The organism is Natrialba taiwanensis DSM 12281, from assembly GCF_000337595.1.
GTDB lineage: Archaea > Halobacteriota > Halobacteria > Halobacteriales > Natrialbaceae > Natrialba > Natrialba taiwanensis.
This window is the reverse complement of record NZ_AOIL01000070.1, coordinates 132,589-152,502: the sequence shown is the minus strand read 5'-3', so window position 1 is coordinate 152,502 and position 19,914 is coordinate 132,589. Positions and strand designations below refer to the sequence as shown.

The 19,914-nt window shown below is 64.8% G+C and carries 20 protein-coding genes; 12 read left to right on the top strand and 8 right to left on the bottom strand.

Annotation, left to right across the window (positions count from 1 at the left end; all coding sequences use genetic code 11):
- Window positions 1–5: 5 nt before the first annotated feature.
- Complete coding sequence (locus tag C484_RS21525) at window positions 6–1,010, bottom strand: aldo/keto reductase (protein WP_006827976.1); 1,005 nt, start codon at window positions 1,008–1,010, stop codon at window positions 6–8.
- Between the two features lie 186 nt (window positions 1,011–1,196).
- On the opposite strand from C484_RS21525, the gene C484_RS21520 reads away from it, so the two are divergent.
- Window positions 1,197–2,135 (top strand): bifunctional methylenetetrahydrofolate dehydrogenase/methenyltetrahydrofolate cyclohydrolase, encoded by a 939-nt coding sequence (locus tag C484_RS21520; protein ID WP_006827975.1) that lies wholly within the window; start codon window positions 1,197–1,199, stop codon window positions 2,133–2,135.
- A gap of 101 nt (window positions 2,136–2,236) precedes the next feature.
- On the opposite strand, the gene C484_RS21515 is transcribed toward C484_RS21520, so the two are convergent.
- From C484_RS21515 to C484_RS21505, 3 genes are all read right to left on the bottom strand, one after another.
- Window positions 2,237–2,596 carry a PqqD family protein gene (locus C484_RS21515; RefSeq protein ID WP_006827974.1) on the bottom strand — a complete coding sequence of 120 codons (360 nt, stop codon included), beginning with the start codon at window positions 2,594–2,596 and terminating at the stop codon, window positions 2,237–2,239.
- Between the two features lie 32 nt (window positions 2,597–2,628).
- The gene (locus C484_RS21510) at window positions 2,629–4,608 is read right to left on the bottom strand and encodes an OPT family oligopeptide transporter (RefSeq protein ID WP_049915869.1); all 1,980 of its coding nucleotides are present in this window, start codon (window positions 4,606–4,608) and stop codon (window positions 2,629–2,631) included.
- Window positions 4,609–4,965: 357 nt separating this feature from the next.
- The gene (locus tag C484_RS21505; RefSeq protein WP_006827972.1) at window positions 4,966–5,694 is read right to left on the bottom strand and encodes a DUF7117 family protein; all 729 of its coding nucleotides are present in this window, start codon (window positions 5,692–5,694) and stop codon (window positions 4,966–4,968) included.
- A 321-nt stretch (window positions 5,695–6,015) separates the two neighbouring features.
- Between C484_RS21505 and C484_RS23825 the strand changes: the two genes are divergently transcribed.
- The 4 genes from C484_RS23825 to C484_RS21490 all read left to right on the top strand — a co-directional run bounded on the left by C484_RS23825 (window position 6,016) and on the right by C484_RS21490 (window position 8,688).
- A complete protein-coding gene (locus C484_RS23825; protein ID WP_006109722.1) occupies window positions 6,016–6,162 on the top strand; it encodes a hypothetical protein in 147 nt (48 codons plus the stop codon).
- A gap of 439 nt (window positions 6,163–6,601) precedes the next feature.
- The gene (locus C484_RS21500; protein WP_006827971.1) at window positions 6,602–6,877 is read left to right on the top strand and encodes a PadR family transcriptional regulator; all 276 of its coding nucleotides are present in this window, start codon (window positions 6,602–6,604) and stop codon (window positions 6,875–6,877) included.
- Between the two features lie 84 nt (window positions 6,878–6,961).
- Entirely contained in the window at window positions 6,962–8,254 is a 1,293-nt protein-coding gene (locus C484_RS21495; protein ID WP_006827970.1) for an MgtC/SapB family protein, read from the top strand.
- Window positions 8,255–8,343: 89 nt separating this feature from the next.
- The gene (locus tag C484_RS21490) at window positions 8,344–8,688 is read left to right on the top strand and encodes a hypothetical protein (protein WP_006827969.1); all 345 of its coding nucleotides are present in this window, start codon (window positions 8,344–8,346) and stop codon (window positions 8,686–8,688) included.
- Window positions 8,689–8,701: 13 nt separating this feature from the next.
- On the opposite strand, the gene purD is transcribed toward C484_RS21490, so the two are convergent.
- Window positions 8,702–9,994 carry a phosphoribosylamine--glycine ligase gene (gene purD, locus C484_RS21485; RefSeq protein WP_006827968.1) on the bottom strand — a complete coding sequence of 431 codons (1,293 nt, stop codon included), beginning with the start codon at window positions 9,992–9,994 and terminating at the stop codon, window positions 8,702–8,704.
- 141 nt (window positions 9,995–10,135) lie between these two features.
- Here purD and C484_RS21480 point away from each other — a divergent pair, with 141 nt between their 5' ends.
- On the top strand, window positions 10,136–10,435 hold the full coding sequence (locus tag C484_RS21480) for a hypothetical protein (RefSeq protein WP_152422770.1): 300 nt from the start codon (window positions 10,136–10,138) through the stop codon (window positions 10,433–10,435).
- Window positions 10,436–10,487: 52 nt separating this feature from the next.
- Here the strand turns inward: C484_RS21480 and C484_RS21475 are convergent, their stop codons facing one another.
- A complete protein-coding gene (locus tag C484_RS21475; RefSeq protein WP_006827966.1) occupies window positions 10,488–11,162 on the bottom strand; it encodes an HD domain-containing protein in 675 nt (224 codons plus the stop codon).
- Window positions 11,163–11,310: 148 nt separating this feature from the next.
- Between C484_RS21475 and C484_RS21470 the strand changes: the two genes are divergently transcribed.
- The 4 genes from C484_RS21470 (at window position 11,311) to C484_RS21455 (ending at window position 13,478) form a co-directional block, all read left to right on the top strand.
- On the top strand, window positions 11,311–11,652 hold the full coding sequence (locus C484_RS21470) for a winged helix-turn-helix domain-containing protein (protein ID WP_006827965.1): 342 nt from the start codon (window positions 11,311–11,313) through the stop codon (window positions 11,650–11,652).
- 2 nt (window positions 11,653–11,654) lie between these two features.
- Window positions 11,655–11,993, top strand: a complete 339-nt coding sequence (locus tag C484_RS21465; RefSeq protein WP_049915868.1) for a DUF7521 family protein — start codon at window positions 11,655–11,657, stop codon at window positions 11,991–11,993.
- A gap of 122 nt (window positions 11,994–12,115) precedes the next feature.
- Window positions 12,116–13,120, top strand: a complete 1,005-nt coding sequence (locus tag C484_RS21460) for a CPBP family intramembrane glutamic endopeptidase (RefSeq protein ID WP_006827963.1) — start codon at window positions 12,116–12,118, stop codon at window positions 13,118–13,120.
- Window positions 13,121–13,169: 49 nt separating this feature from the next.
- The gene (locus tag C484_RS21455; RefSeq protein ID WP_006827962.1) at window positions 13,170–13,478 is read left to right on the top strand and encodes a hypothetical protein; all 309 of its coding nucleotides are present in this window, start codon (window positions 13,170–13,172) and stop codon (window positions 13,476–13,478) included.
- 18 nt (window positions 13,479–13,496) lie between these two features.
- Here the strand turns inward: C484_RS21455 and C484_RS21450 are convergent, their stop codons facing one another.
- Both C484_RS21450 and C484_RS21445 read right to left on the bottom strand, forming a co-directional pair.
- A complete protein-coding gene (locus C484_RS21450) occupies window positions 13,497–16,286 on the bottom strand; it encodes a DEAD/DEAH box helicase (RefSeq protein ID WP_006827961.1) in 2,790 nt (929 codons plus the stop codon).
- A gap of 2 nt (window positions 16,287–16,288) precedes the next feature.
- The gene (locus tag C484_RS21445; RefSeq protein ID WP_006827960.1) at window positions 16,289–17,851 is read right to left on the bottom strand and encodes a ribonuclease H-like domain-containing protein; all 1,563 of its coding nucleotides are present in this window, start codon (window positions 17,849–17,851) and stop codon (window positions 16,289–16,291) included.
- Window positions 17,852–17,967: 116 nt separating this feature from the next.
- Here C484_RS21445 and thyA point away from each other — a divergent pair, with 116 nt between their 5' ends.
- Both thyA and C484_RS21435 read left to right on the top strand, forming a co-directional pair.
- The gene (gene thyA, locus C484_RS21440; protein ID WP_006827959.1) at window positions 17,968–18,984 is read left to right on the top strand and encodes a thymidylate synthase; all 1,017 of its coding nucleotides are present in this window, start codon (window positions 17,968–17,970) and stop codon (window positions 18,982–18,984) included.
- Entirely contained in the window at window positions 18,981–19,514 is a 534-nt protein-coding gene (locus C484_RS21435; RefSeq protein WP_006827958.1) for a dihydrofolate reductase, read from the top strand. Before thyA ends, C484_RS21435 begins: the two co-directional genes overlap by 4 nt.
- Window positions 19,515–19,914 lie beyond the last annotated feature (400 nt).

The window sequence follows — 19,914 nt, the reverse complement described above, 5'->3', positions numbered from 1 at the left end:
TCGGATTAGGCGTCGCCCTGTCGTGCCTCATCGATCCGTTCGAACTGGTCGGCCGTCAGATCGAGTTCAACCGCGGCGACGTTCTCCTCGAGCTGGTCGGGGGTTCGCGCGCCGACGATCGGCACGCACGTAAAGCGATCCTGTTCGATCAGCCAGCGCAGCGACACTTGGGCTGGCGTGGCGTCGACGTCGCCGGCGACTGACTCGACGGCCTCCAGTACGTCCCAGGCCTGGTCAGTCGCATAGCGGTCTTCGAACATCTCGGAGAGGCTGCCTCGAGAGCCGTCGGGGGCCTCGACGCCGCCGTCGTCGGTGCGCTCGTACTTGCCGGTCAGGAAGCCACCGCCGAGCGGGGAGTATGGACAGACCGCGAGGTCCTGATCGGCACAGACGTCGAGGTAGTCGCCGACGGCGTCGTAGGCTGCGGCGTTGACCATCGGCTGGGTCACGTCGAAGCGTTCGAGTCCCTCGACGTCGCTGGTCCACAGCGCCTTGGTGAGTTGCCAGGCGGCCATCGTGGAGGCACCGAGGTAGTTGACCTTGCCGTCGCGGACGAGTTCGGTGAGGACGGAGAGGGTTTCTCGGATGGGGGTGTTCTCGTCCCAGCGGTGGATGTAGTAGAGGTCGAGGTAGTCGGTGCCGAGTCGGTCGAGGGTGCCCTCGATTTGGGCGCGGATGTGTTTGCGGCCGAGACCGGAGTCGTTCGGACCGGGGTCGCCCCAGCCGTCGAAGGGGAAGTAGACTTTCGAGGCGATGACGAGATCCTCGCGGTCGTGGTCGCGGTCGTCGAGCCACTCGCCGATCCACTCCTCGCTGGTGCCGTTGGGATCGCCGTAGACGTTTGCGGTGTCGATGAAGTTGATGCCGTGCTCCCAGGCGGCATCGAGCAGGTCGTGGGCCTCGTCGCGGGTGGTTTCGACGGTATCGTCGTGTGTCATGCCGAATCGCCAGGTGCCAAAGCAGAGTTTCGAAACGGTCGTCCCGGTGGTACCGAGCGTGGTGTACTCCATAGGGGACCGTATTCCGCGGAGCATCAAAACAGATGTGGGCGAGCGATCACGGCTTGCGTGCTGTTGCTCACCTATACTCGACTCTGCCAAAGTAGTATCCACAAGAGTGCATATTTTGGGTCGTTCTACACGCCGTGGTAGGCACGAACCCGAGCATTGATTAGTGTCGCGACCGCCGGTTGCACTATGACGGAGATCATCGACGGCAACGCCGTCGCGAGCCAGATTCGTGACGATCTAACGGCCGCTATCGAGACGCTCGCCGACGCGGGCGCGCGGCCGGGACTGGCGACGGTGTTGATGGGCGACGACCCCGCCAGCCAGACCTACGTGAACATGAAACAGCGCGACTGCGAGGAGGTCGGCATCGAGAGCCACCACGTCGACGTCGACGGGGACGCCTCGCCCGCGGAACTGTACGACGCCATCGCCGACCTCAACGACGACCCGGACGTTCACGGCTACATCGTCCAGGCTCCCGTTCCGGACCACGTCGACTATCGCGAGGTCATCCGCCGCGTCGACCCGATCAAGGACGTCGACGGCTTCCACCCCGAGAACGTCGGTCGCCTCGTCGCCGGCGACGCCCGCTTTCGGCCCTGCACGCCCCATGGGATCCAGAAGTTGCTCGAGTCGGCCGGCGTCGATCCCGAGGGGAAGGACGTGACGATCGTCGGCCGCTCGGACATCGTCGGCAAGCCCCTCGTGAACCTCCTGATCCAGAAGGCCGAGGACGGCAACGCCACGGTGACGGTCTGTCACTCCCGCACCGACGATCTCGGCGCGAAGACCCGGAGCGCGGATATCGTCGTCGCCGCCGTCGGCGTCCCCGAACTGATCGACGGCTCGATGATCGGCGAGGGCGCGGTCGTGATCGACGTCGGCGTCAATCGCGTTGATGTCTCCGAACGGCGTTCGGAGGACAGTCAGACGGCGTCTGACCAATCTGACACCGAGAAGGGATACGAACTCGTCGGCGACGTCGAGTTCGAGAGCGCAAAGGAGCAAGCGAGCGCAATCACGCCCGTTCCGGGTGGCGTCGGACCGATGACGCGCGCAATGTTACTGTACAATACCGTCAAAGCAGCGAGTCTGCAGGAAGACGTCGCCGTCGACCTTCCCTAAGTCGCCCCGAGTTCAGCTCGAGCGACGCCGTCAGACCGTTCGTTGTCAGCCGTCAGTTCCGTTTTGCTGTCCGCCCGGTTGTCTCCGGCGGTGAGCGCGGTTCACCCAGTCTGCTCGTCGTCGAACCGAATCAGGTTGCGTTCCTCGAGTTGCATGAGGAAGTGAGCGAGCGTCTCGTCGACCGGTTCGACGCGCTCAGCCTCGTGCGCGTCTGCGACGATAGCAGCGAGTTCGGCGACGGTGTGCTCGCCGTTGCAGTGTTTCCAGACGGTCGTGCCGACGGGGTCGAGCGTGAGGTCGCGTTCCCGGCTCGTCCCGAAGAGATCGAAAAGGAATCGATCAATCCGGTTTCGCGGCGATTTCGTCCAAGTGATCGTGACCCGAGACTCGCCGTCGACGGTCGTCGCTTCCCAGTCGTCGGCGGCTCGAATCGGTGTTGCCGTCGGCCCGTGTGAGGTCATAGTTCTGATTTTGGTTCTGGTTCTGGTTCTGTTTACGCGTCGGCGACGTTACCGGTGTTCCGGAGCACGCTGGCCGTAAAGAGACCGATGAGGGCGACGATTGCGACGCCGCCGAGGATCGTCTGCGTGTCACCGGCGAGACCCAGCGCGAACGGTGCGCCGCTTGCGGCACCGGTGCCGGTGATGTACAGCGCGCCGATAACGATCCCCATGATCGCCTCGCCGGTAATCAGCCCGGCCGCGACGATCCGGCCTCGAGAGGTCGCCTGTGCCGCGAGTGTGCCGTCCTCGTCGTCCTTTCGCGCGACGTACTTATCGATTCCCGCACGAAGCAGGCCGCCGAGGAAGATCGGCGTTGCGAGCGTGATCGGCAGGTAGATGCCGACCGCGAACGGCAGGACGGGAACGTCCATGAGGATCAGGACGCACGCGAAGACGGCACCGATGAGGATCATTCCCCACTGGGCGGTGCCCGTGAGGACGCCCTCGGAGATGAGCGCCATCATCCCGGCCTGGGGAGCGGGAATGGTGTCGCTGCCGATTCCGTAGGCTTCGTTGAAGAAGTACAGAATCCAGCCGGCGAAGAGCGCCGAGAGCGCAATCCCGATCACCTGTGCGATCTGTTGTTTGCGCGGCGTCGCACCGAGGAGGTAGCCGGTCTTTAAGTCCTGAGACGTGTCACCGGCGACGGCTGCGGCGATCGCAACGACAGATGCCGTCATCAGCACGACGACGGGGTCGTTCACACCGGTCGATTTCAGGGCCAGCGCGGCGATCAGGATCGTCGCCACGGCCATCCCGGAGACGGGGTTCGACGAGCTGCCGACGACCCCGACGAGATAGGCCGACACGGCGACGAAGAGGAACGCGGCGATGACTGCGATGAAGCCGCCGAGAATCCCGACTTGCACCTGTGGGACGGCGACCAGTGCGAGCGCGATCAGCACGGCACCGCCGACGACGAGCTTCATCGGGAGGTCTCGCTGCGTGCGCTTTTGAGATTCGGTTGCGGTCGCTGCGGAGCCGCGGAGTTCCTCGAACGCGGTTCCGAGCGCGTCGACGATCGTGCCGCGCATCGAGACGATGGCGTAAAATCCGCCAACGATCATCGCGCCGGCCCCCACGTAGCGGATGTATTCGTCCCAGACTGCGTCGGCCTGGGCGATAAGTGCCGCGTCAGCGGCTGATTCGGGGACGAACCCACCCGTGATGAGCAGCGGAATCAGCATCATCCAGGCGATGAGCCCACCGCCGAAGACGTAGCCGGCGATCTTCGGGCCGATAATGTACCCGACGCCGACGAGTGCGGGCGTAAAGTCGCCGCCGATGGCGAACCCGCGGGTTTGACCCGCCGAAAACGCTGTCTGGAGCGTCGTCCGAAAGGCGGCCATCCCGTTGGCCAACCACATGTAGATGAAACTCACGATGAAGCCAAACGAGATGAGTTTCACACCGTCGTCGCCCTCGTTGCCGGCCTCGAGAACGTCCGCACACGCAGTTCCCTCGGGGTAGGGAAGCTCCTCGTGTTTATCGACGATGAGATACCGGCGCATCGGGATCATAAACAGAACCCCGAGCAGTCCACCCAGAACCGCGACCGCTGCGGTTCCGACGATATCGATCGGCTGATCGAGGAACGTGACGCCGGCGATCGTAAAGATCACACCAGCTGCCAGTGCCTCGCCAGCGGAGGTCATCGTCTGGACGATGTTGTTCTCGAGAATCGTTCCGCCGATACCCGCCCGGCGAAGACCGTAGAAAATCCCCATGCTGATGACTGCGGCCGGGATGGAGGCGCTGATCGTCATCCCCGAGCGCATCCCGAGGTACATATTCGCGGTGAGCATCACCACGTTGAGCGCGAGGCCGATCACGACTGCCTTGATCGTGAGCTCAGCCATACTTTTTCCCGCGGGGATATACGGGCTTGGGCCTCCGCCTGCTGAACTCGGTTCAGTTGCTGTTCGACTGCCGCTCGATTCCGTTCGTTCTTCCGTTGGTTCCTGCGACATGGTCACATACAGCAGACGTCTTGGATAGGCGGCATCTGTCGACCGCATGCCCCAATCAGGCCGTCAAAACCGAAGGGAAGCTCACTGGAGCGTTCGTCCGACAGGTCTGTCCATGGGAGACGTCCACTACGTCTGCTTCAACGATAGCCGATTGCGCGTATAAATGTGGTAAGATTTGGAACGACCGAATACTATATGTTGTCNCATGGGAGACGTCCACTACGTCTGCTTCAACGATAGCCGATTGCGCGTATAAATGTGGTAAGATTTGGAACGACCGAATACTATATGTTGTCACCTCTCACGGTTGGGTGATGCGAGCGTCACCCAGACGGCATCAAACGAGTCAAACTATCGTTATTCGAGTTCAGCTAACTGCTTTCGGGCGCGCGAGATGGCGTCTTCGTTGCCGGCTCCCCGCAAGCCGTCCGCGAGGTCGCGCGTTATCTCGACGAGGCGGTCGGCGACCGGCGGCTCGATATCGCCGTCGAGCATCCGCACACGGGTGACGTGCTCGCCGAGCGTTTCGAGGGCGGCGCGTTCGGTACTCGTCAGACCACGGTCGCGCTCGTCGAGCCAGGTTCGGAGGTCGCGGCGGTACGCGCTAATTGCGTTCGCGTATGCGAGGCCGCGCGCCGCTCGAAGCGGCGGCGGAACCTCGTCGGCGGGCGGGCGCGTCCCCGTATCGGCGTCGCGCAGCAAGGAGAGAAAGTACAGTTCCTCGCGCTCGTCGAGGGCGAACGACGACTCACGGGCGATGATATCGGCGACGTGGTGCAGTTCGGCAGCAGCAAGATAGGTGTCGGTGAGATCGCGGAGGTCGCCACCGCTGACGAACCCGCGCTGGCGGACGAACTCGCGACAGTGATCGCGGGCACGGTCGGCGAGTTCGTCGGTCGGGACGTCATTGATCGCGTTCCGGATCGACGTGAGATCGAACGAGACCGGTTGGTCGGTGTGTTCGGCTCGGTCGTCGATGCCGACGCTGTGGAGGCTGCCGCAGGCGGGACAGTCGATGCTTCCGGTTTCGTAGTACGACCACCGAGTTCCACACTCGGTGCACTCGCGCTCGCCCCGTATTTTCATGCGAGGTCGTACGGTGAGTGGACAAAAAGTCCTCACGGACTCCCCCGGTCGTGGACGCTGCTCGTAACAACTGATTGGCCGGTGATCGGCCAGTGGTGCCGTCGAGTCAGACGGTCTGCTGTGGCAGTTTCCCAGCGCACTTGTGACCCGTCCTGCGGGCGCGCCGGAACTGACTGACAGCGGTCCGTATCAGGGGCGAAAAACGCCCGACTACCGCGTGAAACAACGATGACCGAGCGACAGCCGCCGGACAATGTTCTATTGTCAACACGGGACACGACTCCCGGCGGTCTTTTGTGTCTCTCGAAAAAACACGGGACTATGCGCGACGAAGACGAAATCCGCGAGCAGTACGAGTTCCTGACTGAACACCTCGAAAGCGAGGAGATGAATCACGACGGCGTCGAGCAGATGTTCACCTACTACAAACGGGCCATCGGGTGGGTGTTAGAGGAAGAGCATATGTGATTCCCGGCGTGAATACATCATAAATCGACACTATGTCGGTAGGTTTAAGTAGGACCAGCGGAATCTTTCAGGTGACGCTTCGCTTGGAGGGCCGAAGCGTCAGCGGGGACCAATTCAGGGCGGCAAGCGATCGCGTGGCGTTTTTCCCGCCACGCGATTTGCTTTCCTGTTTACTATGCTCGTAAGCGGCTGTACTATCCGTCTCGCCTGTCCCAGTACCGACGAGCGAACTCGTTCGGCCGGTAAGATACGTGCCGAAATGAGACGGACACTAAACATGAACCGCTCATTATGTGTGTTTCCATCTAAAATGCGTCATGGGTGTTAGTATTCGAAATTCGGCGAAACAACCTGCTATCCAGGTAATAGGCCTATTTCTATCGAAACAACCCGATAGCCTTATTAAAATTCGACAGTAAGTGGAGGTGGTACTTTCCCAATGTACGACCTGACAGGATTCCAGCGTGATCTACTGTACGTCATTGCTGGCGAGGAAGAGCCCCACGGACTGGCGATCAAGGATGAACTCGAGCAGTACTACGAGAAGGAGATCCATCACGGTCGTCTCTATCCCAATCTCGACACGCTGGTCGACAAGGGACTCGTCGAGAAGGGCCACCGTGACCGGCGGACGAACTTCTATACGCTCACCCGGCGCGGCCGACGCGAACTCGAAGCTCGGCGGGAGTGGGAAGCACAGTACGTCGATCTATAGGTCTCGAGTCGGTCCGGTCGGTGGGTCCGAATCGCTGTCGAGTCCGACAGGGGGCTTATGTAGGACCGCGAAGAACAGCAGGAAGTGAACGAGGTCGTGTTGCAACTTGCCGATGCGCCACTCGACGAGACAGTCATTCGCATCGCGCTCGCGGGTGCGCTCGGAATGTTTCTCGGACTCGAACGGGAGTGGTCACAGAAGTCGGCTGGGATTCGCACGTTCTCCCTCGTTAGTCTGCTTGCCTCCGTCTTTACGATCCTCGTGCTCGAAACGAGCATCGGCGAGAGTCTGTTGTTCCTCGGCGGCCTGCTCGTGATCGTCCAGGGCGTGTTACTCGCGGTTCAGGGACTGCTCGGCGAGGAGGATGCCGGCCTTTCGCTGACGACCTCCGTCTCGATGCTCGTCGCCTACGGCGTTGGCTCGCTCGTCGCCGCGGGGTTCATCATCGAGGGCGTCACCGTGGCCGTCCTCTCGTCGCTGTTGCTCGTCTTAAAGCGCGAACTCCACGAGTTCGCCTGGGGGCTCACCAGAGAGGAGATGCGTTCGACGACGGAGTTTGCGATCCTGGCGTTCGTCATCTACCCGCTCTTGCCGGCGGAAACGGAACTCGAACTCGGCGGGTTGACGATTCCGCTCGAACCGCAGGTCATCTGGCTCATGGTCGTGGCCGTCGCCGGAATCGGGATCGTCAACTACGCGATCGTCTCGACCTATGGTGGGCGCGGCATCGCCGTGACCGGCTTCTTCGGGGGGCTCGCGTCCTCGACGGCGGTTGTCGGGACGATGCTCGATCACGTCAGGCAGCGTCCCGATGCGGCGTCGTATGCCGTCGCCGCGATCTTGCTCGCAAACGCCGCGATGGCGACCCGAAACCTGGCGATTGCAGTCGGCTTTACGATGGGAACGGAGACGGACGTGCTCGTCGAAGCAATCGTACCGCTCGGGGCCGTTATTCTCGTCGCGTTCGTCATCGCTGCGCTCACCGCAGACTGGCGCGAGTCGAGTGCGATGGATCTCGAAAGCCCGTTCTCGCTGAAGAACGCGCTCGCGTTCGGGGCTGTCTTCCTCGTCGTGCTCGTGTTCGGATCGCTCGCGGAGACCTGGTTCGGAACGCTCGGGTTCTACGCGACGGCCGTCGCGAGCGGGTTTGTGTCGAGCGCCGGTGCGACCACGTCCGCGGTCGTCCTCTATCGCGGCGGCCAACTCGGTCCGTCGGAGGCGACGATCGCCATCCTGCTCGCGACGGTGTCGAGTATCGTCGTCAAGGCGATGCTCGCAGCCACCTCGCCGAATACGAACTTTCGCAATCAGGTCGCCCTGTACAGCGGGTTGCTGCTGGTCGGTGGGGCGGCGGCGACGGCCGTCGTCGTCCTCTGATCGGTGGTCGGATCCGCGTTCGTTCTGCGCCGCTCGGCCTCCACACGAAGGGCGCAGGTTCATCCACCTGCCGCGGCTACAACAGGTACATGGCTATAATCGGGCTACTCACCGTCGGGAAGAAAGCGATGACGATCGGCTACCGGCGCTACGGCGTCCCGGGAGCGCTCGCACTCGGCGCGCTCACACTCGTCGGCTACGTCCTCCTGCGCCGCGCACTCGATCGGGCCGTCGATTCGGAGCGCGTGCCAAACGCCGTCGATGTCGAGACCATCCAGACCGCGGTCGAGAACGAGGGCGTCAGCGCGGTCGCCGATCCGACGACGCTCGGCGACGCGATCAACCCGGAGGGCATCAACGAGGCGTTTGCAGGGGACGACGGCGACTCCCAGCCGATCGAGTTCAGCGACGACGAAGAGTCAGCCGATCAGTAATCGGTTGTGACGCTTACTCGCCGCGGAGTTCGTCGACGTGATCGATCCGCTGCTGGACGAGTTCGGCGGTGCCGATGTCGTGACGGATGTGTAGTCCCTCCTCGCCGGCGACGGCGAGGGCGTCTTCCGCGAGTTCTTCGGCGGCCGAGATCGAGTCGGCGACGCCCACGAGCGCGAACGAGCGCGAGGTGGTCGTGTAGATGCCGTCGTTGCGTTCGTCCACGCTGGCGTAGTAGAGCAGCGCATTGTCGGCGCTCTCCGCATCGATTTGCACCTTCGCCCCCGCCTCAGGGTCCGTCGGATACCCCGCGGGAACGGCGTACTTGCAGACCGTCGCCCGCTCGGCGAACTCGAGTTCGGGGAGCGACTCCCCGTCTCGCGCAGCCGTCAGCACGTCGAGGAAGTCCGTCTCGAGCACCGGTAGCGTGTTCATCGCCTCGGGGTCGCCAAAGCGCGCGTTGAACTCGATGACTTTCGGGCCCTCCGAAGTCAGCATGAACTGCCCGTAGAGGATTCCGCGGTAGTCTTCGAGCGCGTCGACGGTCGCCTCGATGATCGAAACGGCCGCGTCGTAGTCCCCCTCGGTCATAAAGGGCAGCGCGGCCGTCGCGTCGGAGTAGCTTCCCATGCCGCCCGTGTTCGGCCCCTCGTCGCCCTCGTAGGCGCGCTTGTGGTCCTGTACGGCGGGTGCCGTTCGCACGTCGCCGTTGGCGACGAACGCCTGAATCGTGAACTCTTCGCCGATCAGGCGCTCCTCCAAGACGATTCGGTCGTAGTCCGACTCGCGGATGTACTCCTTGCCTTCTTCCGCCGTTACCTGATCGCCGATGACCTTCACGCCCTTGCCGCCCGTGAGACCTGCGGGCTTGATCGCCAGGTCGCCGTCGTACTCGTTGATGAAGTCACATGCGGCCTCCATGTCGTCGAACGTCTCGAAGTCCGGACAGCCAGGGATGTCGTTCTCGGCCATGAACCGCCGCTGGAAGGCCTTGTCCGTCTCGATTCGCGCCTCGTCCTCCTTCGGGCCGAACGCGTAGATACCGGCGGCCTCGAGTTCGTCCGCGACGCCGGCCTGCAGCGGTGCTTCGGGGCCGATGACGGCGAGCGTCGCGTCGACCGACTCGGCGAACTCGACGACGGCTTTGGGGTTCGTCGTCTCGAGCGTCTTGGACTCGGTTGCGATGTCGGCGATACCGGGGTTGCGGTTGCCGGCGCAAGCGTAGAGGTCAACCTCACTGTCCGCGAGCGCGCGGGCGATGGCGTGTTCGCGACCGCCGCCGCCGATCAGGAGCACGGTCTCTGTCATGGTCGGTATCGGAACGCACGAACCTGTAAGCGTTGCTTTTTCCGCGAACGAAAGTATGCACAATTGTGGTCACTACGAGCGGCGAGGCGTGACTTATAGTCAACCGAGAATGTTATTACGTGATCGGCGGAACGTCGCCTCATGGTCCCACAACGCGATCTTGACTCCCGTCCCTCCGCCGCGCTCTCTAGGCGAGCCGCGATAGCCAGTCTTGGAGCGGGGGCCGCAGTGGCTATTTCGGGCTGTTCTGCCGCGACGAACCGGTCGGTCGGTGATCCGGAGGTCGACGAACGAGACGGAATGACGATCCACGATTATTACGCCGGCGGCGACCGGGTCGCGGAAATTTCGTTCTCCGAACGGCTCCCCGGCCGAGGCTACGAACTCGAGGACGAGATCGAACGAACGGTGCCGGGTCGGGCAGCGCTCGAGAGCGAGTAGGAGCGCGACACGCCTTCCGGCCGTTCGAATACGGGTGAGCCGTCGGTACGCGTCACGCTGCTCCGAACCACTCCCGCTCGAACCGTTCGTGGAACTCGAGCAGGAACGCGTGCCGTTCCTCGGCGAGTCGACGACCGGTCTCAGTGTTCATGTTCTCGCGTAGGTGGATCAGTTTCTCCTCGAAGTGCTCGAGCGTCGAGCCACCCGACTCATCGGCCGACCACGCGACCCACTCGGGCGCAGGATCGGCGGTCCACAGCGGGTTGCCGCGCGCGCCGCCGTACGCGAACGCGCGAGCGATCCCCACGGCACCGGTGGCGTCGAGATTGTCCGCGTCCTGCACGACGGCGGCCTCGAGCGTCTCGGCGCCAGGTTCGTCGCCGTGACCGTAGTCGAAGTCGTACTCCTCGTGGACGGCGACGCAGTGACAGACCGGCTCGATCTTCTCGGACGGGAAGTCGACGCGCTCGAGGATCTCGCGGACAGTCGGCAGCGTTTCGTTCGGATGAACGAATCCCTCGCTCTCGACGACGCGGTGGAGGTCGTGGGTGAGCGCCGCCGCGCCGACGACGAGGCCGTCGGCTCCCTCCCGCTCCGCGATCCGCCGACCGATCGAGAAGACGCGCCAGGCGTGGTGGACGTCGTGGCCGCTGGCGTCGAGCGCCAGTTTGTCGGTCATGCGGTCCGCGATGGCCCCGAACAGTTCGGACTCGGTCGAATCGGTCATACGCCAGCGTCACAGGTGAGCGGAGTGACTCTTTCGGACTCGGCGCGTTTCGTCCGACGCGGGTCCGGTGCCCGAGCCGACGCGTTCACGGCTTCAGATCCTGAAGTTGCGGGGGTTACATTACGGCATCCGAAACGGAGTGCCACGCATGGACGAGGACTGCGACGTCGAAACGATAGGGGGCGTTCTGGAGGACGACGTCGCCCGGTTCATCCTCGTTCACGCCCGCACGGAAGCGCTGTCGGCGAGCACGCTCGCCGAGCGGTGCGATGTCTCGACGGTGACGATCTATCGGCGCCTCGAGACGCTTCGCGAGCACGACCTCGTCGCAGCGTCGACGGTCCCCGAAAGCGACGGGAACCATTACAAGGTGTACCGGACGAACGTCCGTCGCCTGACGGTCGAGCTCACTGAAGAGGGGTTCGAGCTAGATATCGAACGCGCGGACACGCCCGCCGACCGATTCACCCGACTAATCGAGGAAATGTGATCATGATTCCGACCACCGACCTGCCGATGGAAGCGATCGTTCAGGGAAGCCTGTTTCTCGTCCTAAGTGTCCTCGGTCTCGCGATCGTCTACTTCGCGTTTCAGGGATACCAACGGAACCGGAGCCGTCCCATGCTGTTCCTCGCGGTCGGCTTCGCCGCGATCATCGTCCCCGAGATGGCGATGGCGGTCGTCACGCGGTTCGTCGCGATTTCGCAGTTCGAGACGGTGACCGTCTACCAGGTGACGAACGTCTTCGCGTTCCTCTGTATCCTCCGCGCGATCACGATGGATCCCGATCGCTCGCGGGCCGACGACGGTCGCGGCCATCGCGACTACTGACCGACGCGGTCAATCGTCGAACTGATCTCACGCGCACGGCGTCGGACGCTCTCGGCGAGCGCGGGTTCTGCTTCTGAAGCCGCGATGGACGGTATTTGGAACCCGATCCGGTAATCGGATCCATGACCGAATCAGCGGTCGACGGAACGCCGAACCGATCCGCCAGAGAGCGGCTCCTGTACGACTCGAGTCGAAACCGGCTGCGCGCAACTTGGCGGGTGCTCGTCCCGCTCGCCGTCGCCGTCGCGATCTACGCCGTCGGTCAGCAGTTGGTCACCCGCTACGCAGCCGCGGTTCTCGAGCCGCTCGCGGACGAAACCTCGCGGATGATCGCGACCGCAGCGTTGCTCCTCGCGCTGGCGGCAGCGGTCGCTCTCGCGGGCGTCGCCGGACTGCTCGTCGCGTCGCGGCTCGATCGACGGCCCCTCTCGAGCTACGGGTTCGACGCGTCCCGCCGGTGGGTCGCGGACTTCACCGCGGGCGTCCTCGTCGGCGTCGTCGCCAGTGCGGGAGCGGTCGCCTATCAGGCTGCTCGGGGGTACGCCACGCTCGATACGGCGGTGACCGGCGTCGGCGTCGACTCCCCGCTGCTGGGCGGAATCATCCTCCTGGTGCTAGTGGTCTTCCTCCTCGCAAACAATACATTCGAGGAAATCGTGTTCCGCGCCGTTCTGATCGGGACCGCCGCCGAAGGGTTCCGATCCAGATCGGTGGGTCCGACGGCGGCCGTCGTCGGTGCAATCGCCGTCAGTCTCCCCGTATTCGGCGCGCTTCATCTGCTTAGCGGCGGCCTCGCGGCCATCGTCACGAGCGCCATCGGTGGCGTTCTGTTCGCGGCGGCCTACGTCCTCACGGGCCAGTTGGCGCTGCCGATCGGCGTCCACTTCGGCGGCGTCGCCATCCTCAGCGTTCACCAGCAACCCGTCTCGACCGATCCCGAACTGACGCTGCCGTCGCTGGTCGTCGCCGAGCAGACCGGCGACCCGTCGCTCCTTGTTGGCGTCGAGTTCTGGATCGTCAGACTACTCCTCGGCGTCGCGCTGCTCTGCCTCTGGGTGTACGCGACCTACGGCGACCTCTCGATCGCCGACCGGGTCCGCCCCGCCGAGAGCGATTCGGAGCGGTGACCCTCGAGAGTACGGAACAGTTATGACACTTCCGCAACCATTTTGGGCGATGCTCGAGTGGTTCGGCGGGACGGCGAACGTTTTCAATCTCGCCATCCCGCTGTTCGGCCTGCTCGCGCTCGTGACCCTCCCGAAGATCGCAGAGACCAACCGAAGCCGCCGATACTTCGTCCCGGCGTTTTGCTGTTGGGCGGGGCTTCGACTGGTGACCGGACTTCGTGAGGGAACGCTCGTTGCGGTCCCCCGTTTCCTCGGTGCGAGTCTCGCGGCGGTGCTGCTGGTCGGATTTCTCGGCCTGTGCGCTCGCGGACTGTTCGAGGTGTGGAAACTGCGGGACGAGTCCGCGTCCTCGTCGTAACGCGGCCGACCGAACCCGTCAGGCGTAGAACAGCGGCGGCCGCCTGTCGCCGCCGAACTCGTCGTCGGGCAGGTGCGCCTCGAGCGCTTCCTCACCGGCGTTCCCGAGTACCTGGTCCAGCACGTCGACGGCCGCGTCGCGGTGCAGCGGTCGATTGTTATTGCCGCATTGGTCGTCCATCACGCAGGCGGGGCAGCCGTCGACGCGGCCGCAGTCGCAGTCGGCGATGAGGTCGCGCGCCCGCGCTGCGACGGCCTCGAAGTTGTCGTAGATCGCCCGCGAGAAGCCGAGGCCGCCGTCGATCCCGTCGTAGATGAACCACCCGCTCGCGGGTTCGTGCTCGAGTTCACTTGCGATCTCCCTCACGGTCGCTTCGGCGGCGGCGATGTTCTGCGGGGTGGCACTCTCTTGAGCGGCGTCGCCGCTCTCTGTAGCGGTAGCGAGATGCGAGTCGATCGAGAGCGTCGCGAGTCCCCCGAGGTCGCGCTTGTCGACCATCAGTTCGAGCGGCGCGACGCCGATCGTGGCGTGCTCGGCGGCGTGGAGGCCGCCGGCGTAGCCGAGGTGGGCGGTTTCCGCAAGGTCGCCGTCCATTTCCGGAACCGAGAACTCGCAGTACTTCTCGATCAGCGCCGTTTCGACGCGGTCGGGGACCTCGAGCCAGCAGAGTTGCGTCTCCATCGAGAGCGGCGGGCTCTCGGTTGGAATCATCCGTTCTTTTTTCTGCCCGCCGTGGATGGCAACCTTGTCGTAGGTGCCGTGGTAGACCAGCACCCGACCGCGGCCGAAGTGCAGGGTGAACGGGCCGATTTCGCGGGACTCCTCGGAGACGGCGTCGAGGACCGTCACGTCCGTGCGCGTCCGCGTGTAGTAGTCCGCGTCGATCGGTCGGAGCGTCACCGAGGGTCGCGGCGTCGCGTGGTCGACCGCACAGATCTCGTACTGCCTGCCTTCGTGCAGTCTGACCGCGCCCTCGTGGAAGTCCCGCAGGACGCGCTCCTTGGCGAGCGGTTCCATTTGGGGATCGTGACGCTCGTCGGCATCTTCGGCGAGTTCGACGGCGTACTCCTCGCCGGTCGTGGCGTACAGCGAGACAGACCCCTGCGGCCTGGGTGGGCCGGTGTACGAGACGCCGGTTTCGAGGTGGCCGGCGAGTCGGCCCGCGCGTCGCCACATCTCGACGGCGCGCTCGAGTCGGTCGCGCTCGGCGAACCCCGCGGCACCGCCGTCCGACTCGTCGAGCGCGAGTTCGTCCGCCGCACACAGAAGGTGCCGAGCGAAGACGGCATCGTTCCGGGTGTCGACGACGGCGTCCTCCACGTCGGTTTCGAGCAGGTAGTCGGGATTCGAGACGACGTACTGGTCTAACGTCCGGTGGCCGGCGACGAGCACGGAGAGGGCGCGTTTCGTTCCGCGGCCGGCGCGGCCGAGCTGTTGCCAGAACGACTGGCGCTGGCCGGGATAGCCCAGCTGGACGGTTGCATCCATCTCGCCGACGTTGATCCCCAGTTCGAGCGCGTTCGTTGAGGCAACGCCGTCGAGCAGGCCGGTCTTGAGCCGGTGTTCGGTTCCGTGGCGGTTTCGCCGCGAGTGACCGGCGTGGTAGGGTTCGATGGCGCTTCCGCGGTCGGGATTCGTGTAGTACCGGCTCCGGTCGCGGCGGTGTTTCGACGCGCGCTTGACCGAGAGTTCGGCGAGCTTTCGCGACGGGGTAAACAGGAGCGTCTGGGCGTCGTGGTAGGTCAGATGCGAGAGGAGTTTCGGGGCCTCGACGGTTGCGGGAACGCGGTCGGTGATGGCGTCCTCGCCGCCATCGTCAGGGGTCTCGTCACCCGAACTGCCGCTGGCGCGCTCATCATCACCGTCCTCGCGCGCCTGCGGCGGCGGATTCCAGAGCACCAGCTCCCGCGGCCCCGTCGGCGAGCCGTCCTCGTCCACCACGGTCACCGGCTCGCCGACGAGCGAACTCGAGTGCGCGCCGGGATTGCCGATCGTCGCGCTCGTGAGGACGAACTGCGGGTCGGCGTCGTAGTACTCGAGGACGCGCTTCAACCGGCGGACGATCCAGGCGACGTGCATGCCGTGGACGCCGGTGTAGGTGTGGGACTCGTCGATCACGACGAGGTCACACGCGGAGAGAAAGCGGGCCCAGCGGTCGTGGTCGTGCAGGTAGGTGTTCACGCCGGCGAAATTGGTGATGATCACGTCGGCTGTCTCGCGGATCTGGCGGCGGGTATCGCCGCGTTCGGTGTCGCCGTCGTAGACGCGCACAGAGATGTCGAGCCCGAGGGTGTCGTAGAAGTCGTTCAGTTCGCGTTCCTGGTCGCGCGAGAGCGCTTTCGTCGGGTAGCAGACGTAGGCGGTCGCATCCGCGTCGCCGCTGCGGGCGCATGCATCCAGATAGTGGCGCGCAATCTGAAGCGCATAGATCCGCGTCTTTCCGGAGGCGGTGCTCGTCGCGATGCAGACGTTCTCGTCGCGAGAGAGCGCGGAAAGCGCCGCGGCCTGGTGGGCGTAGAGGTCGTTATCGAGCGGGCCGGAGAGTTCGGGGCGGAGCACCTCGGCGTTAGAAACCGTCGATGCGTCGCGGCCCGGGAGTTCGAGGACGGAGATGTCGCCCGATCCGCGAGCGCGGGGGAACGTCTCGAGCAGTTCGTCGCCGGTGATCGGAACGGCCGTCCGGTCGTCGGTTCGGTCGGCATTCCGGTCGCCGTCGATATTGGTGTCGGTGTCGGTGTCCGTGTCCGGGTCTCCATCTCTGCCTCTGTCTCCGTCTCCATCTGTATCGGTGTCAGTATCACTCCCCATTCTCAGAAGTCACCCAATCCGGTCTGCTCGCCGCTCGCCTGCTCCGCGGTCGATGAACTCGAGGCGGCCCCGCTCGCGGACGACCCTGCCGAGACCTGCGGCGCGTCCCGAAGCCGTTCGTAGACGTGCCACAGCGCCCGGCAATCGTCCTCGCAGTAGGCTTCGTGGCGGTCCCACTCGAGTTCAGATCCGTCGCCCGTTCGCATAAACCGCTGATATGCTGCTGCAGTCCGCGCGCCGTCGAGCCCCGTCGCCGCACCGTCGTAGCCGAGTTCGGCGGCGACGACGTCGAGTTCGTTCGTCCGGCCGGGGAGGAGCGCGTTGTCGTCGCCGTCGGCCCAGAGATAGAGGTCGAACTTGGGAATCGACTCCCATTCCGCGGCGTAGGCGGGGCAGTGGCGGGCGACGAACGCCCCGAGGTGGCGGTAGTCGAACCCCCAGCCGTTCCAGGTGAGCAGCGCCCTGTTCGGGTGAACGCCCAGCAGCCAGTCGCAGAACGCCTGGAGAACCGACGCCCGGTCGGCCGGATCGTCGCGTTCGACGAACGCTCGGTAGGTATCCGTGGACGGGTCGTAGACCCCGATCTGCCAGATGATCGTCGGCGAGAGGCCGTCGGTTTCGATGTCGATACAAAGCGGCGGCGTCGACCAGTTCTCGCCGGGCAGTGACGCATTGCCGACTCGCCGCGGCTCGCCCGTTTCGAGTACCGTCGCGTGCTGGTGCATCCTGCGCGCGCTCTTGGGTCCGATGCCCTCGATGTCCGCGAGCGCGGCGACCGGCGTTTCGAGCAACTCCGATCGGGTCGTCACGCCGCACTCCGCGAGCCGGCCGGCCGTTTTCGGGCCGATTCCGCTGATGGCTTCCAGTCCGAAGTCGCTCGCCGCGTGCGCGGTGCTCGATACGAGACCGTCGGCCGTGAACTCGAGTTCAACGACTGCGTTCGGGCCGCCGTAGCCGTCGACGGGACCGGCACCCCGGACGCGAACGGCGACGCAGTCGTCGGCCACTGAGTCGGACGAACGCAGCGGGTCGTGCTCGACGGTTCGAACCGTGCCCGTTTCGGCGGCGACGTGCCAGCGTTCGTCGTAGCCGGCCGGTAGCCCGCCGGTCAGTACGGTCGTCGTCCGTCCAGTGGGCAGTGCCGCCGCGAGTTCGGCCGCGTGATCGAGAGTCGTCTCGAGTGCGGTGGGGCGGGTCGTCGTCGCGATGTCGTCGCAGATGAGGGCGTCGACCTCGCGCTCGTCTTCGTTCTGGTCTGAAGCGCTGCGAATCCCGTCGCCAGCGCGGAGTGCGCTCGCACTCCGGGCGACCGCGAACGCGAGCCCGTCGTCGCCGATCGGCCGTCTCGAAAGCGCATCACCGCCCGTTTCGAGCGGCGGATGGATCACGGGCGCGTCGATCGCGTGGCGAGCGCGGGCGGCGGCTGTCGGCTCGCGGGAACGGCCGAGAACCCAGACCGCGTCTGGCTCAAGCGTCGCGCCGATATCGTGGAGGGTCGCGACCGGCCGTTCGAGTACCGTTTCGGGCGGGAGTGCGAGAACTCGAGCGCCGGTGCGACCTGCCATAGTCGTAGTCGGTGGCAGGCGCGCGGGGATAAAGACGGTTTTGACACCGGGGTGAAAGTGGACCGCCCGCCGGAAACGCGAACCCATTTTACGTCACCGCTGCGAATACCGCGACAATGCAACAGTACCTGGACCTCGTCGACGCGGCACTCAGCGAGGGGGCGTACAAACCCAATCGCACCGGCGTCGACACGATTTCCTCGTTCAGCGAGCACTACGAGGTCGACCTTCGGGAGGGCTATCCCCTCCTGACGACCAAGCAGATGGACGGCTACCGCTGGAACTCGATGCTCCACGAGGTCTGCTGGTATCTCTCCGGCGAGGAGCACGTCGAGAACCTCCGCGAGGAGACCAAAATCTGGGACGCGTGGGCCGACGACGAGGGCAAACTCGACACCGCCTACGGTCGCTTCTGGCGTCGCTACCCGGTCCCGGACGAACCCGCACGGCTCCCCGGCGAGTCCTGGCCCGACGAGAGCCACCGCTGGGTCACCGAGGAGGACGACGGTCGCCGAACCTTCGATCAACTGCAGTACGTCATCGACACGCTTTCTGACTCGCCGAACTCGCGCCGGCTCGTGGTCAACGCCTGGCATCCCGCGAACGCGGCCGTCTCGACGCTGCCGCCGTGTCACTACTCGTTCGTCTTCAACGTCCAGGGCGACCGGCTGAACTGCCACCTCACCCAGCGCTCGGGCGACATCGCGCTCGGGATTCCGTTCAACATCGCGGCCTACGCGCTCCTGACGAAAGTCGTCGCCCAGCAGACCGGCTTCGAACCCGGCACCTTCGCCCACACCGTCGTCGACGCCCACGTCTACTGCGGCCGCGGCGCGCGCGGCGAGTGGTACGCCGACAATCTCGGCGCCCTCCAGTCCCGACTCGCCGACGCCGAAGAGCGCGCGGACTACCGTGGGATCCGCGAGTGGCTCGCGTCCGAAGCCCCCGCCGAGGACGAGGGCGACGAGCGGTTGGACCACGTCCCGGGACTGCTCGAACAGCTCTCGCGCGAGCCGCTCGGCCGGTCGACGCTCGAACTCGACGCCGCGTCGATCGACGACCTGTCCGCCGACAACATCACCCTTCGAGACTACGAGTCCCACGACGGACTCGAGTTCGCAGTCGCCGAATGACCGCCGACCCCGCGCTCGAAACCGATCGCGAACTCGTCGGCATCGTCGCCGTCGCCGACAACGGCGTTATCGGGACAGACGGCGACATGCCCTGGCACATTCCCGAAGACCTGCAGCACTTCAAGACGGTCACGATGGACCATCCTGTCATCATGGGGCGGGTAACGTATGAGGGCATCGTCGACACACTCGGCGGACCGCTGCCCGGGCGGACGACGATCGTCCTGACGAGTCGCGACCTCGAAACGCCCGCGAACGCCGTCGTTGCACACGGGATCGAGGAGGCGATCGCGGCGGCCGAAACCGCTGCAGACGAGCGCCACGGAGGCACCGACCGCCTGTTCGTCGCCGGTGGGGCGACGGTGTACGAACAGTTCCTGCCTGCACTCGATCGGCTGATCGTCACGGAGGTCCACGCCGAACCGGACGGCGACGCGCGTCTCCCGGACTGGAACCACGAGTCATTTCAGACGGTGAGCCGCGACGAACACGACGAGTTCACCTTCGTTGAATACGTTCGTCGGGAGTGAGAGGTTGCCGGTGAAAACGCGACCGGCGAAAACGCGGCGGCGCAGGCGCTCGCGCCGTCAGTTGCATCCCGTTTCACGCCTCGCTTTCGCCGACACAATACGCCGTTTTGGAACGGTGGTCGTAGAAATTAGGGGCGCGGCGACGGGGGGCGTCACGGCCGACTAGCGCTACGAGCGCTGTGTCGCTCGCGTCCGGTCGGAACTCGACTCGTCGGTCGCCGTCGCGGTGGTCGACGACTGAGACCTTGCTTGTGTGGACAGTCACGAGATGGATCCGGTTTCTCGTATCGCTTTTCGACGGCACAGCCTCGGGAAATCGTTTGTTTTACTGTATAATGAACCCGCCGTCCTATCCGTATTTCCGTTGGGAACCGGGTGAACTGGCTACAGCACCGAACTC